This window comes from Amycolatopsis sp. GM8 (assembly GCF_021653975.1).
Classification (GTDB): domain Bacteria; phylum Actinomycetota; class Actinomycetes; order Mycobacteriales; family Pseudonocardiaceae; genus Amycolatopsis_E.
Map to the genome: position 1 here is coordinate 143,964 of NZ_JAJKFK010000008.1, position 21,320 is coordinate 165,283.

A 21,320-nucleotide genomic window follows, 5' to 3' on the forward strand; every position below is an offset into this window, starting at 1 on the left:
TTCCCTCCCACGGAGCAGGCCACATCCGGTGTCAGAGACTTCCGACGGTACCCGGCGGCAGTCGACCTAGTCAACTATTTTGATGCTTGCCTCGCCGCGCCGGCGGGGGATAACCTGAGTGGTGACCTTCGCTCCAGGAACGGAGACGGGCAATGACTCAACGATGCGTCGTAGTTTCCTCCGACAGTCACGCCGGGGCCGATCTGCGGGCCTACAAGCCCTACCTCGAACAGAAGTGGCATGACGAGTTCGAGGAATGGGCGAAGAACTACCACAACCCCTGGGAGTTCCTCGACCCGGTCGAAACCGAGGAGCGGCTCAAAATTGCCGTGACGTCCTGGCACAGCCCGCGAAACTGGGACACCGAGCGACGCGTCAAGGACATGGATGCGGACGGAATCGCCGCCGAGGTGGTTTTCCCCAACACCGCGCCGCCGTTCCTGCCCACCACGGTCCTGACCGGTGCGCCGCCGAAGACGCGGGAAGAATACGAGCGCCGCTGGGCGGGGTTGCGGGCGCACAATCGCTGGCTCGTCGATTTCTGTGCCGCGTCACCGGGCCGCCGCGCGGGGGTGGCGCAGGTGATGCTCTACGACATCGACGACACGGTCGCGGAAATTCGCCGGACGAACGAGGACGGGCTGCGCGGCGGCATCATCATTCCGGCCGATGGTGCGGAAAACACGACCATCCCGCTCTACCGGCCCGAGTACGAGCCACTCTGGGCGGTGTGCGAAGAACTGGGAGTACCGATCCATCGCCACGGTATTCCGCCGGCCTGTGACCCGGATCTTCGCGCGGAAATCCCGGGTATCGCCGCGATGGGGGTCGCGGAGATGACCTTTTTCAACGCGCGATCCCTCACCCAGCTGATCTTTTCCGGGGTCTTCGAGCGCCACCCGGACCTGAAGTTCGTGCTCACCGAAACGAGTATCGGCTGGGTGCCGGCGCATTTGGCGATGCTGGACCAGATCTTCGCCAGCCGCGAGGCCGGTGGAATGACGGGCTTTGTCAGGGAGTCGCTGGCGGAACTGACGATGACACCGTCGGAGTACTTCAGGCGGAACTGCTGGCTCGGCGCGAGTCTGCTGGAGCGCCGTGAAATCGAGATGCGCGAAGCCATCGGCTTCGACCGCATCATGTGGGGTCAGGATTACCCGCACGCCGAGGGAACCTTCCCTTATTCGCTCGAGTCGCACCAGCTCGTCATGACCGGGCTCCCGGAAAACGAAGTGCGCGCCATGCTGGGCGACACCGCTATCGACCTCTACGGCTTGGACGGCGAGCTGCTGCACGAGGTGGCGGACCGGATCGGCCCGACCATCGCGGAGATCAACACCGCGCCGACATCGTTGCCGCGGGTGCCGGAAGACTCGTGGTGTCCCACCTTCCGATGAGGACAGGAGCTGATCAGTGACCGGGATGTGCGAGGGTCGCGTCGCGATCGTCACCGGCGCCGGACGCGGTATCGGACGTGCACACGCGCTGGAACTCGGGCGGCAGGGCGCACGCGTCGTCGTCAACGATCTCGGCGGTGCCAAGGACGGCTCGGGTGAGGACGGCGGCCCGGCCGAGCAGGTCGCGGCGGAGATCATTGCGGCCGGCGGGACCGCGGTCGCCAACACCACCGACGTGTCCGATTGGGACAACGCCAAGGCGTTGGTGGACCAGGCGGTGGAGGCGTTCGGGCGGCTCGACGTCCTGGTCAACAACGCGGGCATAGTCCGGGATCGGACCATCGCGTCGATGACCGAGGGGGAGTGGGACTCGGTGATCCGGGTGCATTTGCGCGGCACCGTTTCCCCGGCGCATTTCGCCGTGCGGCATTGGCGGGCGCGGGCCAAGGAAACCGGTAAACCCGTGGACGCCCGCCTGATCAACACGAGTTCGGCGTCGGGCCTTTTCGGCAACTTCGGGCAGTCGAACTATGGTGCGGCCAAAGCGGGTATCGCGGCGTTCACGGTCATCGCCGCCATGGAGCTGGCGTCCTACGGGGTGACCGCGAACGCGATATCGCCCGTCGCGCAAACCCGGCTCACCCAGGGCGTGGGCGGTGGATCAGAGCTGGACCTCCGGCCAGAGCACGTAGCACCCGTCGTGGCGTGGCTCGCGAGTACCCGCAGCAGCGCGATCACCGGCCGGGTGTTCCTCGTGGGCGGTGGCCGGATCGGCGTCCTGGAAGGCTGGCGGCTGGGCCCGGAAGCGGCGCGGGACTCGGTCTGGACCGTGGACGAGATCGACACCCTCCTGCCGAAGCTGGTCGGTGATGCCGCACCGAACGCCGACATCTGGGGCCATGTCGCGGCCGGAGACAAGTGATGCCGGAGGCTCCGTGACATCGGTTTGCCCGTCCGCCTGCGCCTTGCTGGACGCGGCCGGAACTGGATCGAGCCGCTGGATCCTCGTCGACCAAGCACGCGTCGACGCCTTCGCCGACATCACCCAGGACCGTCAGTCGATTCACATCGACCCGGTCCGGGCGGCGACCGGGCCGTTCGGTGTGCGCCGGTCGCGCACGAATATCTGACGGTTTCGTTGCTCGCACCGTATTCGCGCTACCGGGTCGCTCGACCATGCCGAACGCGCGCCCGGTCGGAGTCCGCGCCCGCCTCAAGGTCACGGTTGCGGCCGAGGGCGCGGCCCGGCCCCTACTGTGCGTCGTTCGGCGAACAAACCCCGGTTCCAGCCGTGACGCCACCGTCGACCGTGATCATCGCGCCGGTCATAAATGCGGACCTCGGTGAAACCGCGAAGAGGTGGGCCGCCGCGACTTCGTCCGCGGTGCCCCACCGCTGGAGCGGGACCTGACCGCCCATCGCCGCGAAGCGGTCAGGGGCGTCCCGCTCGATATGTGCCGTCATTCCCGTCTGTGCGATCGGTCCCGGGCACACACCGTTCACCCGGACGCCATCCGATGCCAGTTCCAGGGCCACCGACCGCACGAGGTTCACCGCGGCGGCCTTGGACGCCGCGTACGCCCAGAGTTTCGGTTTGCCCAGAAGCCCGTCGATCGAGCAGGTCACCGAAATCGCCCCGCGTGTCCGCCGGAGCAAGGGGACCGCCGCCTGCATGCCGAGGACGAGCGCACGCACATTGATCGCCATTATCCGGTCGTACTCCGCGATGGAGGTTTCCTCGATCCCGCTGAAAGCCGCCGTGCCGGCGTTGAGGACCACCGCGTCGAGACGACCGTAGGTCTGCTCCGCCTCCGCTACCAGCCGGGCGTTGGCGGATTCATCGGTGAGGTCGAGCACCAGCGTCGTCATCCGCTCCAGCTCGTGGACCGCCGGCGAGATGTCGGTGGCAACGACCGCGTAGCCATTCTTCGCCAGCAGCCGGGCCGTTGCCGCGCCGATCCCGGACGCGGCACCCGTGACCACCGCTACCTTCCGGCCGGCTTCCGTTTCGGTCGACACTGGTGGTTACCTCCGCGTTCAGCCGATCGCGTCCTGCAGTTCCGCCACCGTGATGACGTCCGCTTGCACCGGGAAGACCTTTGTCACCAGTACCCGATGCGCCTCGTCGTCCGGGTCCGCACACCCATCGCTCAGCACGACGACGCGCAGGTCGCGGTCCGCGGCGTCGCGTACCGTCGACAGCACCACGCCGCTGGTCGAGACACCCGCGAGAATGATCGTGTCGATTTGTGCGTCCTCGAGCTGACGCACAAGGTCCGTTGTGGACAATGCGCCGAAGCGAGTCTTCCGGACGACGATGTCGTCGTCCTGCGGGGCGAGGTCGGGGTGGATCGCGGTGTCCGGTGAGTTCGCATGCATGTACCCGACGTTGGCGGCCAAGGCGGCGAACGCCTTGTTGCGCTGGGAAATCTGGCCATAGTCGGCGTCGTCGAACGCGACGCGCACATAGCCGATGCGCAGGCCCGCCTTCCGGGCGGAGGCGACCGCGCCCGCCACGGTGGCGACCAGCTCGTCGGCATTGCCCACGCCCCTGAGAACCATCGGCTGGAAATCCATGGCCAAGACGATCGAACGCGCGCTGTCGATGGCCAGGTTAGCTTCTACCATGGTGAAAACTCCGTTCTCCTACACGTCGCCTGGTTTGTACACACCCGTGCCCGCGGTGAGCCCGCCGTCGAGTGTCAGCATGGAGCCGGTCATGAACGACGAAGCGGACGACAGCAGGAACAGATGCGCGGCGGCGACTTCATCGGCCGTTCCCCACCGTTGCAATGGGATGTGGCTGGCGACCCTCGCGAAGATTTCCGGGTGGTGCGCCTCGGTACCGGCCGTCATGCCGGTTTGCGCGATGGGGCCAGGGCACACGCCGTTGACCCGGATGCCCGCCGGGCCGAGTTCCAGCGCGACCGATCGGACGAGGTTGACCACCGCGCCCTTCGACGCGGAATAGATCCACAGCGTCGGATCTCCGTGCAGGCCCTGGATCGAGCAGGTCACCGAGATGACGCCGCCCGAGCGGCGAAGTGAAGGCAACGCGGCTTGCATGCCGAGTACCGTGGCGCGCACGTTCACCGCCATCACCCGGTCGAATTCCGCGATGGGCGTGCCCTCGATACTGCCGTACGTGGTGACTCCGGCATTCAGCACGATCGCGTCGATCCGGCCATGCTGCTCGTTGGCCTTGGCCACCATCTCCTGGTTGGCCGATTCGTCGGTGAGATCGGCGACCACCGCCGAAATCCGGCCGTCGGCCGTCGCCATTTCCTTCACTTCGGGTGCGAGATCGGCGGCGACCACGGAGTAACCATGGTCGGCGAGCCGGCGGACCGTCGCCGCGCCGATTCCCGACGCAGCACCCGTGACGATCACGACCTTGTCGCCGGTTCCCTTGCTACCGCTCGGCATTTCTCATTACCTCCTTTGTGGACACCGGGAATTTCACTTCGCCTTCTTCGTCGCCGCGCAGGTCGGCGTACCCGGCATTGGATGGAACGCGTTGCCGGCCAGGCGCGACACCCAGACGCACGACGTCGCCGGGGTGTAGTCGCGGAAATTGACCTTCATCGGCGCGAGCAAGCCATCCGCGTCGAAGTCCTTGATGCCACTCATCGCCTTCATGAAGGAATCCTGGGTGGGATTCGGGCCGGCGGCCTTGAGCCCGGCGACCAGTGCCGAGGCCATCAGGTACCCGTTCCCTTCGGCGAACCTGGGCGGCCCGGTCACCCCGACGGTGGCCATATCGGCAGTACGCTGCTTCACGGCGGCCGAATCGGCTTCGGCCGGCGCGCCGGTGGTGCGGAAGTCGAGTCCCTGCGCCGCCTGCACCGATGCCGGCGAGGCCAGCAGGTCACCGCCGTAGCCGGTGGTCAGCATCACCGACTTCATGTTCACGCCCTGCTGGCGCAACGCCGCGATCAGGGCGAAAGCGCTTTCCGGACTGATGACCAGCTCGGCGGCGTCGACGTGCGCGTTCTTCATGGCCAGCGCCACGGGGCCGACATCGGTGGAACCCGGGGGAAGCTGCGTGTTCAGGTAGCCGACGTTCAGACCCGCGTCGCGGCAGGATGCGGCGAAGTTGGTCGCCGCACTGGTGCCGTTCGTCGAGTTGAAGCTGATCGCTCCGCAGTTGGTGGCGCCCTGCGACTTCATGTACACGCCCTCGGCGAGGTTCACATAGTCCGGATTGGACACTCCGTTGGCGAGAAAGACGTTGGTGTACTGCCGATCGGACCAGACCGTGCCCACCACGAGCGCGGCGATCACCGGGATGTTGTTCTTCTTGGTGTACGAGACGACACCATCGAACACGGCCGAGCTCGGGAAGATGGCGAAAACGTGGTCGTTCTGCCACAGCTGTTGCGTGGCCGCGAGCGCGCCCGACGGTGTCGACGTGGTGTCGGCCACCACCACTTCAAGTTTCTTGCCGTTCACCCCACCGGCCGCGTTGATCCGGTTGAAATACGCCCGGACGCCGGTATCGGCCGACTTGAACGCGGCCGAGCCCGGGCCGGTGATGTCGGCGACCACGCCCACCTTGATCGTAGCGCTGTTTTCGGTCGCCCCGGTTCCCGCACTGGCACCACAAGCGGCCGTTGCCGCGAGTGCGATGGCCGCCGCTGACGCGACGCAAGCACGAATCAGGTGACGCATGGCAGAACCTCCTGTGGTTGCGTGTCCTGAATGGGGAAGCGCGCCCCGCTAGGCCGCGGTGAGCAGCATCGTCGCGCACTGCTGGTAGAGACCACTCGCCACGAGGGCCACTTGTGCGTCCGGTACCTGGCGTTCCGCACAGGTGCCGCGTAGCTGTTGGACGGCTTCGTTCAGCAGGCTGATGCCGTGCAGGCGGCCTTCGGCCAGCTGCCCGCCGCCCGTGTTCATGGGGAAGTCACCCCCTGGGCCGAGGCGGGACCCATCGCCCACCCAGTCGGCGAACTCGCCGCGGCCGCAGGCACCGAGGGCTTCGATCCAGGAGATGGTCACCGACGTGAATCCGTCGTACAACTGGGCGAGGTCGACATCGTCCAGGGTGACCGAGGCGCGCTGCCACAGCCGGTTCGCGCAGCCGAGCGTGCCACCGTAGAGATAGTCGGGATGGAACGTCCAGTCCGGTGCGGGGCCGGTCCCGTAGGTCATCGCGTCGATGAGGACGGGCTGCTGGCGGAGGTCACGGGCGCGTTCGGCCGTCGTCACGATCGTGGCGACGGCGCCGTTGACCGGATAGTCGCAGTCCAGCAGCCGCAACGGCGCGGCTATCGCGCGCGAGCCGAGATAGTCGTCCATGGTGATCGGTTCCCGCAGGCAGGCGCGCGGGTTGAGGGCCGCCCAGCGGCGGGCGTTGACGGCGATGTGCCCGAAGTCCGATTCCGGGCGTCCGTATTCCGCCATCCACCGCTGTTTCTTCAGCGCCATTTCGACCAGGATGCCGCCGAGCGCGCCGTACGGCGTGAGGTATTGCCCTCGGCCGCCGACCTCGCGAGGCCCGCCGGCGACGCCGCCGGTGCTCCCGGACGCACGGGTCAGGCACCGGAAGGTCAGCGCCGTCTCGCAGGTGCCCGAGGCCACCGCCATGACCGCCGCGAGCGCGCCACCCAGGCCGGACGGATTGGTCGGCATGATGTCCGCGAACGCCGCGAGATCGGGGCTGCCGATCATCCGCGCGACGTCCTGCGCGCCGGGCGATTCGGGACCGAACTTGTATTCGAAGATGCCCTCGATGTCCTTGCCCCGCAGTCCGGCGTCGGCCAGTGCGTCACGAACAGCGGTGAGCGTCAGCGCTCTAGGGTTCGGTTCGCCGGCCCGGGCGAAGGGGGAGAAGCCGACGCCCACGATCGCGACGTCACGGGTCAGCGATGTCACGAGTCCGCCTCCGTCCGGCGAAATTGCGGCACCCTGATGTCGCCCCGCTTTTCGAAGACAACCTCCACCGGCATGCCGCACCGGAGCTCCGAATTCGGTTGCGTTTCCACGATATTCGTCAGCAGCAGCAATCCGGGCTGCTCGACGAGTTCGACCAGCGCGACCACATACGGCACCGCATCGATGAAGCCTTCGTGCAGCGGACGGTCCACCAGCGTGAACGAATAAAGGTGGCCGCGTCCGCTGACCGCGGTGAGGTCGAAATCGTCGCCCTGGCAATGAACACAGCAGACGTCGGGAGGGTACTGGAACTGCCGGCAGGAGCGGCACCGTTGCACGAGCAGGCGCTCCGCCGTCGCTCCTTCCCAGTAGAATCGCGAAACCTCGTCCGGTAGTGGAACCGGCCGCGGATCGGAGGTGTCAGGAAGTGGCAAGCCTGTCACGACGTTGTGCTCCTTTGGCTCAACAGTCCACGATCCGATGTTCAGGACGTCGGCGCGTAAGGCTCCTTGTAGGTGCTCGCGCGGTCCGGGGCCAACTCGTTGATCAGCTCTTGCGGTGGCGTCAGTTCGGACGGGCGCTTCGCGCGCGTGCGCATGATTCCTTCGCGCTCGCGTAAGGCGTACATGCTTTCCCGCCGCCCGCTGTAGGGCATGGGCTGTTCGAGCATCCAGCGGATACCTTCGGCCGGGACCTCGCAGGGCTCCCACGTCGAGAGGTCGTCGACGTTGGTGTTCGCGACGAAACCCTCGGAGGCGACCGGAAGATCGATCCGGAAGCAGTTGACGGCGATGTTCTTCCGGTAGAGCTGGCGAGCCGCGTCGACGCTCAAACGTTCGAGCGCCACCTTGGACATGCCGTACGACATGTTGTCGGGATAGGGGTAAAGCGCGGCCGCCGAGGACACGTTCACAATCGCGCCCCCGCTCTTTTCCATGTGCGGCACGACTTCGCGAATGGCGACGAAGGGCGCCCGCGCGTTGATCGCCATCGTGAGATCGTGGCGGTGCAGCGGGATGCCGAGATCCCCGACAAAGGTGACGGCGGCATTGTTGACCAGGACGTCGATCCGGCCGAAGTGCTCGGCCGTCGCGCGCACCATCGCCACGACCTCGTCCTCCACGGCGAGGTTGGTGGGAACGGCGATCGCGTCACCGCCCCGTTCGCGGATCCGGCCGACGGTCTCCTCCAGCGTGCCCGCCGTTCGCTGCGGGTTCGCCTGGGTCGACCGGGCGGCACACGCGACGGCGCACCCCGCGTCCGCGAGGGCGACCGCGGTCGCCGCACCGACCCCTCTGCTGGCGCCCGTGATCAGCGCTACTTTGCCGCGCAGGTCCATTCGCTCCCTCTCTTCGTTGAGATGCAGCTGGATGTCGTGACGGTGCCGTCTCCGTTTATAACGACTACCTGCGACCTAGTCAACTCTTTCTTCGAGTCAATGTGAGGGGTGGATAAAGTAGTTGACCAGGTCGGCGAATGTCAGTAGCGTGTGTACCTGTTGGCTGCGCCGTAACGGGACAGTCGTGGAGGTGTCGGCGACGTGCATGATGTCCTGCGTGGCGTGAAGATCGTCGAGGTCGCTCAGTGGTGGTTCGCGCCTTCGGCGGCCGCCCTGCTCGCCGAGTGGGGCGCCGAGGTGGTCAAGATCGAGCACCCGCTGCATGGCGACCCACTCCGAGGCCTCACGACGGGCGGCGCCATGGCCGGGTCGTACGACATCAACTTCATGTTCGAACAGGCCAACCACGGCAAGCGCAGTATCGGCCTGGACATCTCCCAGCCCGAGGGCCGCGCCGTGCTGGACCGGCTCATCGCGGAGTCGGATGTCTTCATCACCAGCTTCCTGCCCAGCGTGCGGGACAAGCTCGCGCTCGACGTCGAAGACGTCCGGGCGGTGAACCCGGACATCATCTACGCCCGCGCTCACGGTGCCGGCAACCGTGGTCCCGAACGGGAGCGTGGCGGCTTCGACTCGGCGGTGTTCTGGGCGCGTGGGTCCGTCGTCCACCACCTGACCCCGGCCGCGGCGGGCTCACCGATCCCGCCCCGCCCCTCGTTCGGAGACGGCATCAGTGGTCTCGGGATGGCCGGCGCCGTGGCCGCCGCGCTGTTCGGGCGGGAACGCCACGGCCAGCCGTCCGTCATCGATATCTCGCTGCTGGCCACCGCGGCCTGGGTGATGAGCCCCGATGTCTGCGCGGCGGCCCTGATCCCGGGCGGGCTGCGGCCCTCGACCCGCGAGGAGCTGCGCAACCCGCTGGCGAACTGCTTCCGCACGTCGGACGACCGCTGGATCTGGCTGGCCATGCTGCAGGCCGATCGATACTGGGCCGAGTTCTGCGAACGGATCGGCCGTCCCGACCTGGCGGCCGACGAGCGTTTCTCGGCCGACCAGGCGCGCGTGGCGAACCTGCGGGCCTGTATGTCCGAACTGGACACCGAGTTCGCCGCACACCCGTTGTCCTACTGGCGCGAGAAACTCAACGGCCTGAGCGGGGTCTGGGCCGTGGTGCAGACCGCGACCGAACTGCTCGACGACCCGCAGGTCATCGCCAACGGTTACGTCGCCGACGTCGACTACAACGGTAGGACCCACCGGCTCGTGCCCAGCCCCGCTCAGTTCGACGCGCAGCGGCCGGTCATGACCCGCGCCCCGGAGTCCGGGGAGCACACCGACGAGATTCTGGGCGAGCTCGGCAAGACTCTGCCGTTCGTTACCAATCCGACGGCAGCCACGGCGGAAACGGGTGTCGACGAGCAGGTCGGCTGCGGACCGTGTCCGCCTACTTTCGGTCGGATTGGTAACTGGACGAAATCATCGAGCTGAAGATCAACGGCGCGGTGCAGTGACCGCGAGAAGGGGAAGCCCGTGGCCTGGGATTTCGAGACCGACCCCGAGTATCAGCAGAAGCTCGCCTGGGCGGACGAGTTCGTGCGAGAGGAAATCGAGCCGCTCGACTATCTGTGGCCGCACGGGGAGTACGACCCGCTGACGCCTCAGCAGCGCAAGATCGTCGACCCGCTCAAGGACCAGGTGCGGGCACAGGGCTTGTGGGCCACCCACCTGGGCCCGGAACTCGGCGGGCAGGGCTTCGGGCAGTTGAAACTGGCGCTGCTGAACGAGATCCTGGGCCGTTCGCGGTGGGCTTCGGTGGTGTTCGGGACGCAGGCGCCGGACACCGGTAACGCCGAGATCATCGCGCACTACGGCACGCCGGGGCAAAAGGACCGCTATCTGCGGCCGCTGCTCGACGGCGAGGTGTTCTCGTGCTTCTCGATGACCGAGCCACACGGCGGCGCCGATCCGACCCAGTTCAAGACACGGGCGGTCAAGGACGGCGACGAGTGGGTGATCAACGGCTGGAAGTTCTTCTCCTCCAACGCGAAGACAGCCGCGTTCGTGATCGTCATGGCGGTCACGAACCCGGACGTCGCCGCGCACCGCGGGATGTCGATGTTCCTGGTGCCGACCGACACGCCCGGTCTGAAGATCGAACGCAACGTCGGGTTGTGGGGTGAGCCGATCAACGAGGGCTATCACGCGCTGATTCACTACGACGACGTCCGTATCGGCGCCGATGCGCTGCTCGGTGGCGAGGGGCAGGCGTTCGCGGTGGCGCAGACCCGGCTCGGCGGCGGCCGTATCCATCACGCGATGCGCACCATCGGGCGGGCACAGATGGCCATCGACATGATGTGCGAGCGGGCATTGAGCCGCACCACGAAGGGCAGCCGGCTGGGGGACAAGCAGTTCGTGCAGGGTTTCATCGCCGATTCGTACGCGCAGCTCAAGCAGTTCCGGCTGTTCGTGCTGAACACGGCGTGGGAGATCGACAAATACAACGACTACCAGCGGGTGCGCAAGGACATCGCCGCGGTCAAGGCGGTCATGCCGACGGTGCTGCACGACATCGCCTGGCGGGCGATGCAGGTGCACGGCGCGCTGGGCACCACCAACGAGATGCCGCTCTTCGGCATGATCCACGGTGCCGCGATGATGGGGCTGGCCGATGGGCCGACCGAGGTGCACAAGGTCACCGTCGCCACCCAGGTGCTGCGTGAGTACCAGCCGGTCGAGGGCATGTGGCCGAGCCAGTGGATCCCGGCCAAGATCGAGGCGGCCCGCGAGAAATACGCCGAATTCGTCGAGCTGGAGGTCGGGAACCTGTGACTACCACTGACGCGACCGAGCCGACATTACTCGACCTCGGCACGCTGGAAACGTGGCTCGACACGCGACAACTCGGTGCCGGTGCGCCGCTGGAATGCGGGCGCATCTCGGGCGGCAGCCAGAACGAGATCTATGAGCTGCGCCGGGGCGAGTGGTGCGGCGCGATGCGGATTCCGCCACCCAATGCGCCGGCCGATCGCGATGCCGGGATCGTGCGGGAATGGCGCATCATCGAGGCGCTCGACGGCAGCGACGTGCCGCATACCAAGGCGATCGCGCTCTGTCCGGACCCGGCGGTGCTGGGCCGGCCCTTCTATCTCATGGGGCTCGTCGACGGCTGGTCGCCCGCGCAGACCCGCAGGACCTGGCCGGCCCCGTTCGACGCGGATGTCGTGGCCCGGAAGAACCTTTCCTACGAGCTGATCGAGGGCGCCGCCTGGATGTCGCGGTTCGACTGGCGGGCGAACGGCCTGGCCGACCTGGGCCGGCCGGACGGCTTTCACACCCGTCAGGTCGACCGCTGGACCGCCTTTCTGGAACGGATCAAGCGCCGGGAACTGCCGGGTTTCGACGAAGCGTCGGCCTGGCTGCGGGCGCACAAACCGATCGATTACATCCCCGGGCTCATGCACGGGGACTACCAGTTCGCGAATGTCATGTTCGCGCACGGCGCGCCGGCCAGGCTGGCGGCGATCGTCGACTGGGAAATGGGCACCATCGGCGATCCGAAGCTCGATCTCGCGTGGGTGGTCCAGACGTGGCCCGAGGACACGAGCGGTGGCGACGGCAGTGTCGGTGGTTATGTCGACCTCACCGGCATGCCTTCTCGCACGCAGCTGCTCGAACGGTATGTGGAGATTTCCGGGCGGCAGGTCGACGACATCGATTACTACCGCGTGCTGGCCAAATGGAAGATGGCGATCATCCTCGAACAGGGCTATCAGCGCGCCGGGGACGACCCGCGGCTGCTCTCGTTCGGTCCGGTGATCACCGAGGCCATGCGGAGCGCGGCCGAGCTCGCCGAGTCGAGCGACTACCGGCATTGAGGGCGACTCGGCAATCGGCGGAACGTGTCAGGCGCGACGGCTGAAGCGCCAGGGGTTAACCTCATGGTGTGCGCGAAATGGATTTCCGGAGCCAGGTACGAGATCGAGGCGATCTCGCGCGCGACCCCGGGCGTCCTGCCCCCGTGCAGAGCGGACTGTCGCGTCGCAACACCCACAAGGTCTCACATCTGCTCGCCGATGATCTTCGGCGCCAGATCCTGCGTGGTGAACTCGAGGTCGGCGAACAGCTCCCGCCCGAGGCGGACCTCACCAGCCAGTACCACGTGTCGCGGGACACCCTGCGCGAAGCGCTGCGGATCCTGGAATCCCAGTCCCTGCTGGAGGTCCGGCGCGGCCGCGGGGGCGGCGCGGTCGTTCGCCGGCCCGGGCTGGACGCGGTCGCGCGGTACGTCGGGCTGCTCCTGCAGCTTCGCAACGTCACGCTGAACCACATCGGGGAAGCCCGCTCGGTCGTCGAACCACCGGTCGCCGAACTGGTCCCGCTCCACTACGCGGCCGACGACCTGAACCGCCTCGTCGGCCTGCACGAGGCCGCGCAGCGTGCCGAAGGCGATGCCCTGTCGTTCGTGACCGCGGTGGCGGCGTTCGATCAGGCGATGATCGAAATGTCCGGCAACCGCACGCTCGGTGTCATCGCGGGCGTCTTCCAGGACCTCTATGCGGGCCAGGTGTACGCGGCGATCGGCCGGGTGGATTCCGGCGAACGTGAACGCATCGCGCGGCGCGTCGTCGCCGGCCACGAAGCATTCCTGGACGCGCTGCGGAGAAAGGACGCGCCGCTCGCCGGGCGGGCCTGGCGCGACTATCTGCTCACCACGAGCCGCATGCTCGTGAGCCGCACCACCAGCCGGCAGCCGATCGACATGACGCCGTTGTGGCGGGCCCGGGCCGCGGACACCACGACCGGGACGCATCCCCGGCGCTCCATCGTGGTGTCCACGGAGATCAGGTCGCGGATCGCCGAAGGAAAGCTGCGCGACGGCGACCGGCTTCCGCCGCTCGCGGACCTCGCGGCCGAATTCCAGATCTCCCGCCCCACTTTGCGGGAGGCATTGCGCATCCTGGAGATGGAGTTTCTCGTCGACCTGCGAGCGGGCGATCGCAGCGGCGCCCGGATCCGGGAGCCCTCGACGCAGATCGCCGCGCAGCTCGTCGGTATCGTCCTCGAGTCCCGCCAGACCACACTGAAGGACTTTCACCGTGGAATGCGCCTGGTGCAACCGGGGATCGTGCGACTGGTCGCCGTCCGCGCCGGGAAACGAACGCTTGCGCAGCTTCACGATCTCGCACAAGAGCTTGCCGCGAGCGTCGATGACACTCCCCGCTTCGTGGACACGTTTCGTGGCATCGAGCTCACGCTTTTCTCGGCCAGCAAGAACCCGGCCCTCACGATCATCGCGGAAATCATGCACTGGGTCGGCGTCGCCGTCGGCCCCGGCGTCGCGGCGGACGCCACCGCCCTGCCGTGGGTGTCCAAGACGAACCGCAAGGCCCAGGCACGCATCGCGGAGCTGATCCGCGCAATGCGCGAGCGCGACGCCGACGCGGCGTCCGACGTGTGGAATCGCTACCGCGACGTCAGCCAGCCGTTCCTCGAAGAGTCAGAGCTGGGTGCGCGCCTCATCATCGATCTGCTGGGTTAAAGAGTTCGAAAAACGGTTCGCGTGGCGACAGGATTGCCACGCGCTGCTCAGTGTGCCCTGACTCCGTTGACATGGCCTGCGGAACTAAGTAACGTACCTAGTCACCTACTTTTTTCGAGTGCGTAGGTGACGGCGCCGTCACCAAGTCCGGCTCCGCCGCCCCGGTTCATCATCAGCGATCAGCTACCGCACGGGGAGATCACCAGCGTGATCGAGGAGTTTGCCGGAAGAGTCGCCTTGGTCACCGGCGCCGGGCGCAACATCGGACGTGCGATCGCACTCCAGTACGCCGAGCGCGGTGCGCACGTCGTCGTGGCGGTCCGCGGCAACGTCGAAGAAGGCCGCGCGGTGGCACTCGAGGCGACGAAGTTCGGTGTGGACGCCATCAGTGTCGTGGGCGATGTCGCGGATCCTGAACATTGCCGGAAACTCGCCGCGACCGCGGAAGAACGGTTCGGCCACGTGGATTTCCTCGTGCATGCCGTCGGGCTGCGCCCGCACGCGAAGCTCCTGGATGTCTCCCACGAAACCTGGCACGCCGTGATCGAGACCAATTGCTCCGCGGCGTTCTATCTCGCGCAGGCGGTCCTGCCCTCGATGGCCGAGCGGCGGTTCGGCCGGATCATCGGTCTGGGCGGTGTCCGGCCCGGCCGCGCCGCGCTCAAGAAGCACGGCCACATCTCGGTGTCGAAGGCCGCGCTGGATGCGTTGATCAAGGAGATCGCCGTCGAGTTCGGCGCCGACGGGATCACGGCCAATCTGGTCGTGCCGGGGCCCATGGACGTGCAACGAAAGAATGCGCTGTCGGCCTCGCCGGCCGACCGGTTCGCGCAGCTGGCCATTCCTCGTCTCGGTGATCCGGAGGAAGTGGCGAACGCCTGCATGTTCCTGTCCTCGGATCAGGCCGGTTTCATCACCGGGCAAACGATCCGGGTGAACGGCGGGCTGGAGATGTGACGGACGAAGCCAGGAATTCCCAGGACCCAAACGCATCGAGGAGCACGGAAACATGAGCATTCCGATCATCGACACCGACACCCACGTGATCGAGGCCGCCGACGTCTGGACGAAACGGCTGCCGGCGAAATGGCGTGACCAGACCATGCAGGTGCGCTGGAGCGACAAGACCCAGCACGAAATGTGGTGCATCGGCGAGCGACCGTTCAAGCGTGCCTGGGAGAACGTCTCGTACAAGGTTTCCGGGGACGGCGAACGGGAACAGGTCGTCGACGAACGATGGGCGCCGCCCACGCTCGCCGAAGCGCACCCGTCGGCGCACCTTCCCCGGGAGCGGGTCGCGATCATGGACGACTGGGGCATCAAGCTTTCGGTGCTGTACCCCAATTCGGCCGGTTTCGCCCTCGAGCCGTTTCTCGACCACCCGAATCCCGAAATCTCACTGGCCCACGTGCGGGCGTACAACGATTACCAGATCGAGGAGTGGGTGGGCTCGGCTCCGGGCCGGTTCATCCCGATGATGGCGCTCCCGTATTGGGACGTGCCCGCCGCGGTCGCCGAGATCGAGCGCCTGGCCGACTCCGGGTTCGGCGGCGTGGTGATGACCGGGGCGCCGCAGCAGCATGACCAGCCCCACCTGATCTCCCGCCATTGGGACCCGATGTGGCGGGCGTGTGAAGAGGCGGATCTGTCCGTGAGCTTCCACGTCGCGAACGGCACCCTGTCCGGGGGCCAGGCGGGCCCGGCCGTCAACGAGCACCATCTGCGTGTGTCGATGCGCCTCGGTACCGCGAGCTACCTCGACAACGCGCGCCAGACGGTCGACCTGATCAGCTCGGGCATCCTGGCCCGTTTCCCGAAGCTCCGCTTCGTCATTTCGGAGAGCGGCATCGGCTGGGTGCCGTTCGTGCTGGACGCGCTCGACAGCCGGTTCGTGCGGGACAACATTCGCCGGGTGCTGCCGGAGTTCGGCGACCTGCTGCCGAGCGACCTGTTCCGCCGGCAGGTGTTCGTGAACTTCTGGTTCGAGCACCTGGAGGACTTCCACATCGAGAAGATCGGTATCGGGAACCTGTTGTGGGAGACCGACTTCCCGCACCCGACGGGGCTGTACTACAGCGACATCGCCGACGTCATCGACCAGGCATTGGGCGGCCATCCCGACCAGGTCAAGGAACAGGTCCTGTGGAAGAACCCGGCGCGCCTGTACAGCAGGGCACTGGAAAAGCAGGGCGTGCTCAGTGGCGCCAGTGTTTGACCATGAGTGACACCAGCCGGGAGGTGCCGCGCCGCGTCGCGGTCGTGGGTGTGGGCGACATGGGCGGGGCGATCGCCGGCACGATGCTCCGCGCCGGCCAGGACGTGATCGTCTACGACACCCGGCCAGAGGTGGTGGCGGAGTTCCGAAGGCGCGGCGTCCACAGCGCGCCTTCGGCCAAGGCCGCCGCCGAGGCGGCGGACGCGGTGCTCCTGGTGGTTTCGACCGACGCGCAACTGCTTTCGGTCGCGCGCGAACTGGCCGGCGCCCATCCGGCGCCCTCGATCGTCGCCGTCCAGAGCACCGTCCTCCCAGCGACCGTGCAAGAGGTCCAGTCCATTCTTGCGGAGTCGGGAATCGCCACGCTGGACGCACCGGTCACCGGGGGGAGCGCGGCGGCTCAGAACGCCGTCCTCACGACATTCGTCGGCGGCAGGCCGGAAGATCTCGAATACATCCGGCCGGTCTTCGAAAGCTACTGCCGGAGCATCCGGCACGTCGGGGACATCGGTGCCGGTCAGCTGACCAAGATCACGAACAACGCCATGTCGATCGTGAACAGCTTGGTCGCCCTCGAAGCACTCGCTTTGGCGGAGGCGGCCGGTTTGAAAGAGGAAGACGTCCGCGCCGCGATCGTCGAAGGCGGAACGGGTGGGAGTCGTGCGCTGGCCGGTACCGACGCCGAAGGGTTCGGAACGCCGTGGGAGCGGCGCCGGGACGGCCTCGGCAAGATCGTGTACGGAAATGGCTCCGCCGGGACCGGGTCCAAGGATCTGGGCCACGCCGTGACCCTCGCGGAAGCCGGCAACACCCCGGCGCCGCTGCTGAGGGCAGCACTGGACCTCATGCGCCGCAAGTGAATCTCTCCCAGGAAAGGGGAAGAAATGAAGAGCATCACTTATGTCTCATCGGATGGGCACGCGGTCGCGCGCATGCCGAAATGGCGTGAGTACCTTCCCGCTCGCCTTCATCAGGACTTCGACGATTTCCTGACGGTCTACAAGCAATACGGCTCGAAGAATTTCGACCGTCCCGCGCTCGAGGCACGGCTGGACCCGGAGGAAGTCGACTCCTTCACGGACCAGCTGGTGAAAACGGGCCGGGTGGACGGGGTCTTCGAAATGGACCGCCGGCTGGTCGAGCTCGACCGCGAGGGTATCGCCGGTGAGGTGCTGTTCCCGGACTTCGGGCTGGCGTTCCAATTGCTGTCCCCGGCGCACAGTTCGATGTCGGCCATCAACGTCACGCCGACGGAGGATCAGGAGCGGGAGGCGCGCCGGGCGTACAACCGCTGGCTCGTCGACTACTGCTCGGAGGCGCCACATCGCTTCGCCGGGCTCGCGCTCGTGGACTTCGACGACGTCGAAACAGCACTGGCGGAAATCCGGGCGGCGAAGGAATCGGGCCTGCGCGGTGTGTTGCTGCCGTTCATGGACGACGACTACCCCGTCTATCACGAGCGCAACACCCCGATCTGGAAGCTCCTCGAAGAACTGGGAATGCCGCTGGAGGTGCACACCGGCACCAGCGGCATCACGAAGCGCCGTCCCCGGCTGGCGCCCGGAACCGACCCGCGGTTCGGCGCCGCGTTGTCCAATCAGCAGTGGTTCTTCATCGCCCGGCAGGTGCTCGACCAGTTCATCATGAGCGGCACGCTGGAAAAGCACCCCAATCTCCAGCTCGTATTCACCGAGATGGGCTCGTATTGGGCCGCGGCCACCATCGAGCGGCTGGACTACTCGCTCAGCGGGGCCTTCCTCCGCCGCGACATCCGCCAGGTCGTCCCGCGGCTGGCGTCGGAATACTTCGCGCGGCAGGTCTCCCTCGGCTCGTCGCTGTTCTCGACCGCCGAGGCCCAGGCCCGGCACCAGATCGGCGTCGACCGCATGATGCTGGGGGCCGACTACCCGCACCACGAAGGTTCGATCAACGCGCCCGGCACGCGGGCATACCTGCGGGCGACGCTCGGTGCCGCGGGCGTGACCGAGGACGAGGCACGGAAGATGATGGGCGACAACATCATCAAGCTGTTCGGCATGGATCGCGCGGCCCTCGAAGCGGAGGGGGAGCGGATCGGCCTGATGCCGTCCGACATTCTGACCCCGCCCACCGAGAACCTGTACCCGCGTGGTGACGTGCACCGTCCGCTGGTCGGTGTGGGATGACGGCGCTTCCCACTACCGCACGCGCCGCGGTCCTCGTCGAGGCCGGCAAGCCCCTGGACATCATCGATGTGCCGATTCCCCAGGTGGAACCAGGGGCAGTGCTGGTCGAGACGCTGGCCTCCACCATCTGCGCGACGGACGTCCACAGGTGGGAGGGCGGCTTCGGCGGGGCGGTGGCCGGGCCGATCATCCTTGGCCACGAGATGACCGGCCGGGTCGTCCGGCTGGGGGAGGGAGTCTCGCGGGACAGCGTCGGCGAGGACCTCGCGGTGGGCGATCGCATCATCTGGGCGCACGGCTTCTGCGGGCAGTGCGATCAATGTGTGATCGAGGGACAGCCGATGCTGTGCGGGCGTCCCACCCTTTACATGGCGACGCCGTGCAGTGCCTTTCCTTATCTCACCGGAGGTTTTGCCGAATACTGCTACGTGTTCCCGAACGCGGGCCGGGTCAAGGTGCCGGACGAGGTCGGTGACGCGGCGGCCGCGGCGGCCGCCTGCGCGTTGCGCACCATCGTGCACGCGTTCGACCGGCTCGGCGGGATCGACTTCCGGCAGACGGTCGTGATTCAGGGGGCCGGGCCGCTCGGGCTGTTCGCGACCGTCCTGGCGTCGTTGTCCGGGGCGTTCCGGGTGATCGTCATCGGTGGCCCGAGCCAGCGTCTCGACCTCGCCCGGGAATGGGGGGCGGACGTCACGATCGACATCGGCGCCGTCCCGGATCCCGCCGAACGGCAGGCGCTGGTCCTCGAAGCGACCGGTGGCCGGGGTGGTGACGTCGTCATCGAGGCGGCCGGGGTACCGGAGGCGTTCAACGAAGGACTGGGCCTGCTGCGGGTGGGCGGGCGCTTCCTGGTCGTGGGACCCACCCACGGGGCCACGGTGCCGTTCCGCCCGATGACGATGATCGCCAAACAGCCGACGATCATCGGCGTCCGGAGCGCCGCCATCGCGCACTACGGCCGGGCCCTGTCCTTGATGCGGCGGCACCGCGACCGGTTCGACTGGGACGCGCTCATCACGTCGACCCGGCCGCTCGAGGACATCAACGAGGCGATGTCGTCGATGAAGGCGTGGGCCGAGATCAAGCCGGCGATCAGCTATCCCCGCTGACCCGGTCGTTGCCGAAGGTTCAGCGGCTGTCGTCGAGCCATGCGACGACGTCGAGTTCGACGCGGAAGGGCGGGACCAGCTGCGCACCGATCGTCGTGCGGGCGGGGCGCAGCTCGGGGAACTCCTCGGTCCAGACCACGTTGTAGGCGGAGAAGTCCCCGAGGTCGGCCAGGTAGGCGGTGACCTTGAGGATCTGGTGCGGCTGCGCGCCGGCCTCGGCCAGCACCCGCCGGACATTGGCGAAGGCCGCGCGGGCCTCGTCGTGGAACGTCCCGGTGACGGGCCGCCAGCTCTCGTCGACGCCGACCTGGCCGGACAACAGCAGCAGATTTCCCTGCCGCCGGAACGACGGCGCGGGCGGTGGGGTGACTGCGTCCTGGCTCATCAAAATCTCCCGATTGGTTGGAGGAAGGGGCTCATCGAGTCCACCCGCGACGCAGCGGATCGAACGGGGTCAGCTCGGGCGCGGCTGTCCCGCTCATGATCTGGCCGGCCAGGAGCTTCCCGGTGACGGGTCCCAGCGTGACGCCCCACATGCCGTGGCCACCCGCGACGTGCACGCCCGCAACGTTCGTCGCGCCGATCAACGGCAGCCCGTCGGGCGTCAGCGGCCGGGGCCCCACCCACGGCTCGCGCACGTCGTCCCAGTCGGCGCCGTCGATCAGCGGGTGGATCGAGCGCAGGATCGCCTCGAGACGATGGCGGTCGAACGGCGCGTCCCGGTCGGCGATCTCCATCGTGCCCGCGACGCGGACCCGCTCGCCGTACGGGGTGAGCGCGACCCGGGCGCCGGGCAGATAGACCGGGCCCGTGAGCGGTTCGGCCAGCCGGATACTGCACGAATAACCCCGCCCGGCCTGGACCGGCACCCGGACGCCGAGGCGCCGCGCCAATTCCGGTAGCCACGCACCCGTCGCCAGGACGACGGCGTCGGCCCGGTGCGGTGGCCGGGTCCAGGTGTCCACCTGAAGGTCACCGGGCCCGAACCCGACCGACCGCACAGCGGCGCCCTCGACGATCTCACCGCCCCGTTCGCGCACCGAGCCGGCGAGCGCGTCGAGGAACGGGCCCGGCGCCACGAACCGCTGGCCCTCCAGATGCAGGATCTGGGTGATCCGGTCGGAGAACGGCGGCTCGTGCCCGGCGGAGGTCCAATGGGACACCTCTTGCCCGGTGGCGCGGGCGGCGGCGAACTCGTGCTCGAGACCCGCGGTGTCCTGACCGGCGGTGAACCCGATCCGGATGTTCCGCTCGTGGACCTCCGCCGGCACGCCGCCCTTGGCCAGCTCGTCGAAAGCGCCGAGGCTGTCCACCGCCAACCGGCCCAGCGCGGCCATTCCCCGCCGCCAGCGCGGCGCGGTCGAGTTCCGGGCGAAGCCGGCCAGGAACGCCAGCGTCGTGGCGGACAGCCGCCCGCTCAGTGCGACCGGCGATCCCCGGGTGAGCAGGCTCTGGACGCCTTCTCGCAACAGCGCCGGCTCCGGGAGCGGCCCCACCATGGCGGGCGTGAGGTAGCCGGCGTTGCCCCACGACGCGCCGGCCCCCACCGCCGACCGTTCGAGAACGGTGACGTCCGCGCCGTGCTCCTGCAGGAACCACGCACACGAGAGCCCGACCATTCCGGCGCCCACGACCACAACACGCCGGGGTGAAGACTGTCCAGTCATACATCG

Annotated in this window: 21 protein-coding genes; 12 read left to right on the forward strand and 9 right to left on the reverse strand. The window is 67.5% G+C overall.

All coding sequences use genetic code 11. The annotated features are described in order from the left end of the window. Positions 1 to 152: 152 nt before the first annotated feature. The 3 genes from LOZ83_RS31905 to LOZ83_RS31915 are packed head-to-tail and all read left to right on the forward strand — an operon-like array spanning position 153 to position 2,527. On the forward strand, positions 153 to 1,397 hold the full coding sequence (locus tag LOZ83_RS31905; RefSeq protein WP_236795469.1) for an amidohydrolase family protein: 1,245 nt from the start codon (positions 153 to 155) through the stop codon (positions 1,395 to 1,397). Positions 1,398 to 1,422: 25 nt separating this feature from the next. Next, on the forward strand, positions 1,423 to 2,319 hold the full coding sequence (locus LOZ83_RS31910; RefSeq protein WP_255826216.1) for an SDR family oxidoreductase: 897 nt from the start codon (positions 1,423 to 1,425) through the stop codon (positions 2,317 to 2,319). Positions 2,320 to 2,332: 13 nt separating this feature from the next. After that, on the forward strand, positions 2,333 to 2,527 hold the full coding sequence (locus LOZ83_RS31915; protein ID WP_236795471.1) for a MaoC/PaaZ C-terminal domain-containing protein: 195 nt from the start codon (positions 2,333 to 2,335) through the stop codon (positions 2,525 to 2,527). Between the two features lie 121 nt (positions 2,528 to 2,648). On the opposite strand, the gene LOZ83_RS31920 is transcribed toward LOZ83_RS31915, so the two are convergent. Genes LOZ83_RS31920 through LOZ83_RS31950 form a run of 7 tightly spaced genes read right to left on the reverse strand, consistent with a single transcriptional unit; the run spans position 2,649 to position 8,613 of the window. Further along, positions 2,649 to 3,416 carry an SDR family NAD(P)-dependent oxidoreductase gene (locus tag LOZ83_RS31920; protein WP_236795472.1) on the reverse strand — a complete coding sequence of 256 codons (768 nt, stop codon included), beginning with the start codon at positions 3,414 to 3,416 and terminating at the stop codon, positions 2,649 to 2,651. A gap of 18 nt (positions 3,417 to 3,434) precedes the next feature. Further along, complete coding sequence (locus LOZ83_RS31925) at positions 3,435 to 4,025, reverse strand: cysteine hydrolase family protein (protein ID WP_236795473.1); 591 nt, start codon at positions 4,023 to 4,025, stop codon at positions 3,435 to 3,437. A gap of 18 nt (positions 4,026 to 4,043) precedes the next feature. Continuing rightward, a complete protein-coding gene (locus LOZ83_RS31930) occupies positions 4,044 to 4,823 on the reverse strand; it encodes an SDR family NAD(P)-dependent oxidoreductase (protein WP_236795474.1) in 780 nt (259 codons plus the stop codon). A 33-nt stretch (positions 4,824 to 4,856) separates the two neighbouring features. Beyond that, positions 4,857 to 6,068, reverse strand: a complete 1,212-nt coding sequence (locus LOZ83_RS31935) for an ABC transporter substrate-binding protein (protein ID WP_255826082.1) — start codon at positions 6,066 to 6,068, stop codon at positions 4,857 to 4,859. Positions 6,069 to 6,116: 48 nt separating this feature from the next. Continuing rightward, positions 6,117 to 7,274: a hypothetical protein gene (locus tag LOZ83_RS31940; protein ID WP_236795476.1), complete on the reverse strand. Its 1,158-nt coding sequence runs from the start codon at positions 7,272 to 7,274 to the stop codon at positions 6,117 to 6,119. Beyond that, complete coding sequence (locus tag LOZ83_RS31945) at positions 7,271 to 7,717, reverse strand: Zn-ribbon domain-containing OB-fold protein (protein ID WP_236795477.1); 447 nt, start codon at positions 7,715 to 7,717, stop codon at positions 7,271 to 7,273. The genes LOZ83_RS31940 and LOZ83_RS31945 overlap by 4 nt, the downstream gene beginning before the upstream one ends. A 41-nt stretch (positions 7,718 to 7,758) precedes the next feature. Further along, on the reverse strand, positions 7,759 to 8,613 hold the full coding sequence (locus tag LOZ83_RS31950; protein WP_236795478.1) for an SDR family NAD(P)-dependent oxidoreductase: 855 nt from the start codon (positions 8,611 to 8,613) through the stop codon (positions 7,759 to 7,761). 201 nt (positions 8,614 to 8,814) lie between these two features. On the opposite strand from LOZ83_RS31950, the gene LOZ83_RS31955 reads away from it, so the two are divergent. From LOZ83_RS31955 to LOZ83_RS31995, 9 genes are all read left to right on the forward strand, one after another. Beyond that, complete coding sequence (locus tag LOZ83_RS31955; RefSeq protein ID WP_236795479.1) at positions 8,815 to 10,101, forward strand: CaiB/BaiF CoA-transferase family protein; 1,287 nt, start codon at positions 8,815 to 8,817, stop codon at positions 10,099 to 10,101. Positions 10,102 to 10,143: 42 nt separating this feature from the next. Next, the gene (locus LOZ83_RS31960) at positions 10,144 to 11,445 is read left to right on the forward strand and encodes an acyl-CoA dehydrogenase family protein (protein WP_236795480.1); all 1,302 of its coding nucleotides are present in this window, start codon (positions 10,144 to 10,146) and stop codon (positions 11,443 to 11,445) included. Beyond that, complete coding sequence (locus LOZ83_RS31965; protein WP_236795481.1) at positions 11,442 to 12,491, forward strand: phosphotransferase family protein; 1,050 nt, start codon at positions 11,442 to 11,444, stop codon at positions 12,489 to 12,491. The genes LOZ83_RS31960 and LOZ83_RS31965 overlap by 4 nt, the downstream gene beginning before the upstream one ends. A gap of 77 nt (positions 12,492 to 12,568) precedes the next feature. After that, a complete protein-coding gene (locus tag LOZ83_RS31970) occupies positions 12,569 to 14,155 on the forward strand; it encodes a FadR/GntR family transcriptional regulator (RefSeq protein WP_236795668.1) in 1,587 nt (528 codons plus the stop codon). A gap of 207 nt (positions 14,156 to 14,362) precedes the next feature. Continuing rightward, positions 14,363 to 15,112 carry an SDR family NAD(P)-dependent oxidoreductase gene (locus LOZ83_RS31975; RefSeq protein WP_236795482.1) on the forward strand — a complete coding sequence of 250 codons (750 nt, stop codon included), beginning with the start codon at positions 14,363 to 14,365 and terminating at the stop codon, positions 15,110 to 15,112. Between the two features lie 52 nt (positions 15,113 to 15,164). Then, on the forward strand, positions 15,165 to 16,370 hold the full coding sequence (locus LOZ83_RS31980; protein ID WP_236795483.1) for an amidohydrolase family protein: 1,206 nt from the start codon (positions 15,165 to 15,167) through the stop codon (positions 16,368 to 16,370). 2 nt (positions 16,371 to 16,372) lie between these two features. Beyond that, positions 16,373 to 17,230: an NAD(P)-dependent oxidoreductase gene (locus LOZ83_RS31985; RefSeq protein ID WP_236795484.1), complete on the forward strand. Its 858-nt coding sequence runs from the start codon at positions 16,373 to 16,375 to the stop codon at positions 17,228 to 17,230. Positions 17,231 to 17,254: 24 nt separating this feature from the next. Next, positions 17,255 to 18,535 carry an amidohydrolase family protein gene (locus tag LOZ83_RS31990; protein WP_236795485.1) on the forward strand — a complete coding sequence of 427 codons (1,281 nt, stop codon included), beginning with the start codon at positions 17,255 to 17,257 and terminating at the stop codon, positions 18,533 to 18,535. Then, on the forward strand, positions 18,532 to 19,647 hold the full coding sequence (locus LOZ83_RS31995; RefSeq protein WP_236795486.1) for a zinc-binding dehydrogenase: 1,116 nt from the start codon (positions 18,532 to 18,534) through the stop codon (positions 19,645 to 19,647). The genes LOZ83_RS31990 and LOZ83_RS31995 overlap by 4 nt, the downstream gene beginning before the upstream one ends. Before the next feature lie 19 nt (positions 19,648 to 19,666). Here LOZ83_RS31995 and LOZ83_RS32000 read toward each other — a convergent pair whose 3' ends face one another. Both LOZ83_RS32000 and LOZ83_RS32005 read right to left on the reverse strand, forming a co-directional pair. Next, on the reverse strand, positions 19,667 to 20,032 hold the full coding sequence (locus LOZ83_RS32000) for a RidA family protein (protein WP_236795487.1): 366 nt from the start codon (positions 20,030 to 20,032) through the stop codon (positions 19,667 to 19,669). 31 nt (positions 20,033 to 20,063) lie between these two features. After that, positions 20,064 to 21,314 (reverse strand): FAD-binding oxidoreductase, encoded by a 1,251-nt coding sequence (locus LOZ83_RS32005; protein WP_236795488.1) that lies wholly within the window; start codon positions 21,312 to 21,314, stop codon positions 20,064 to 20,066. Between the last annotated feature and the right edge of the window lie 6 nt (positions 21,315 to 21,320).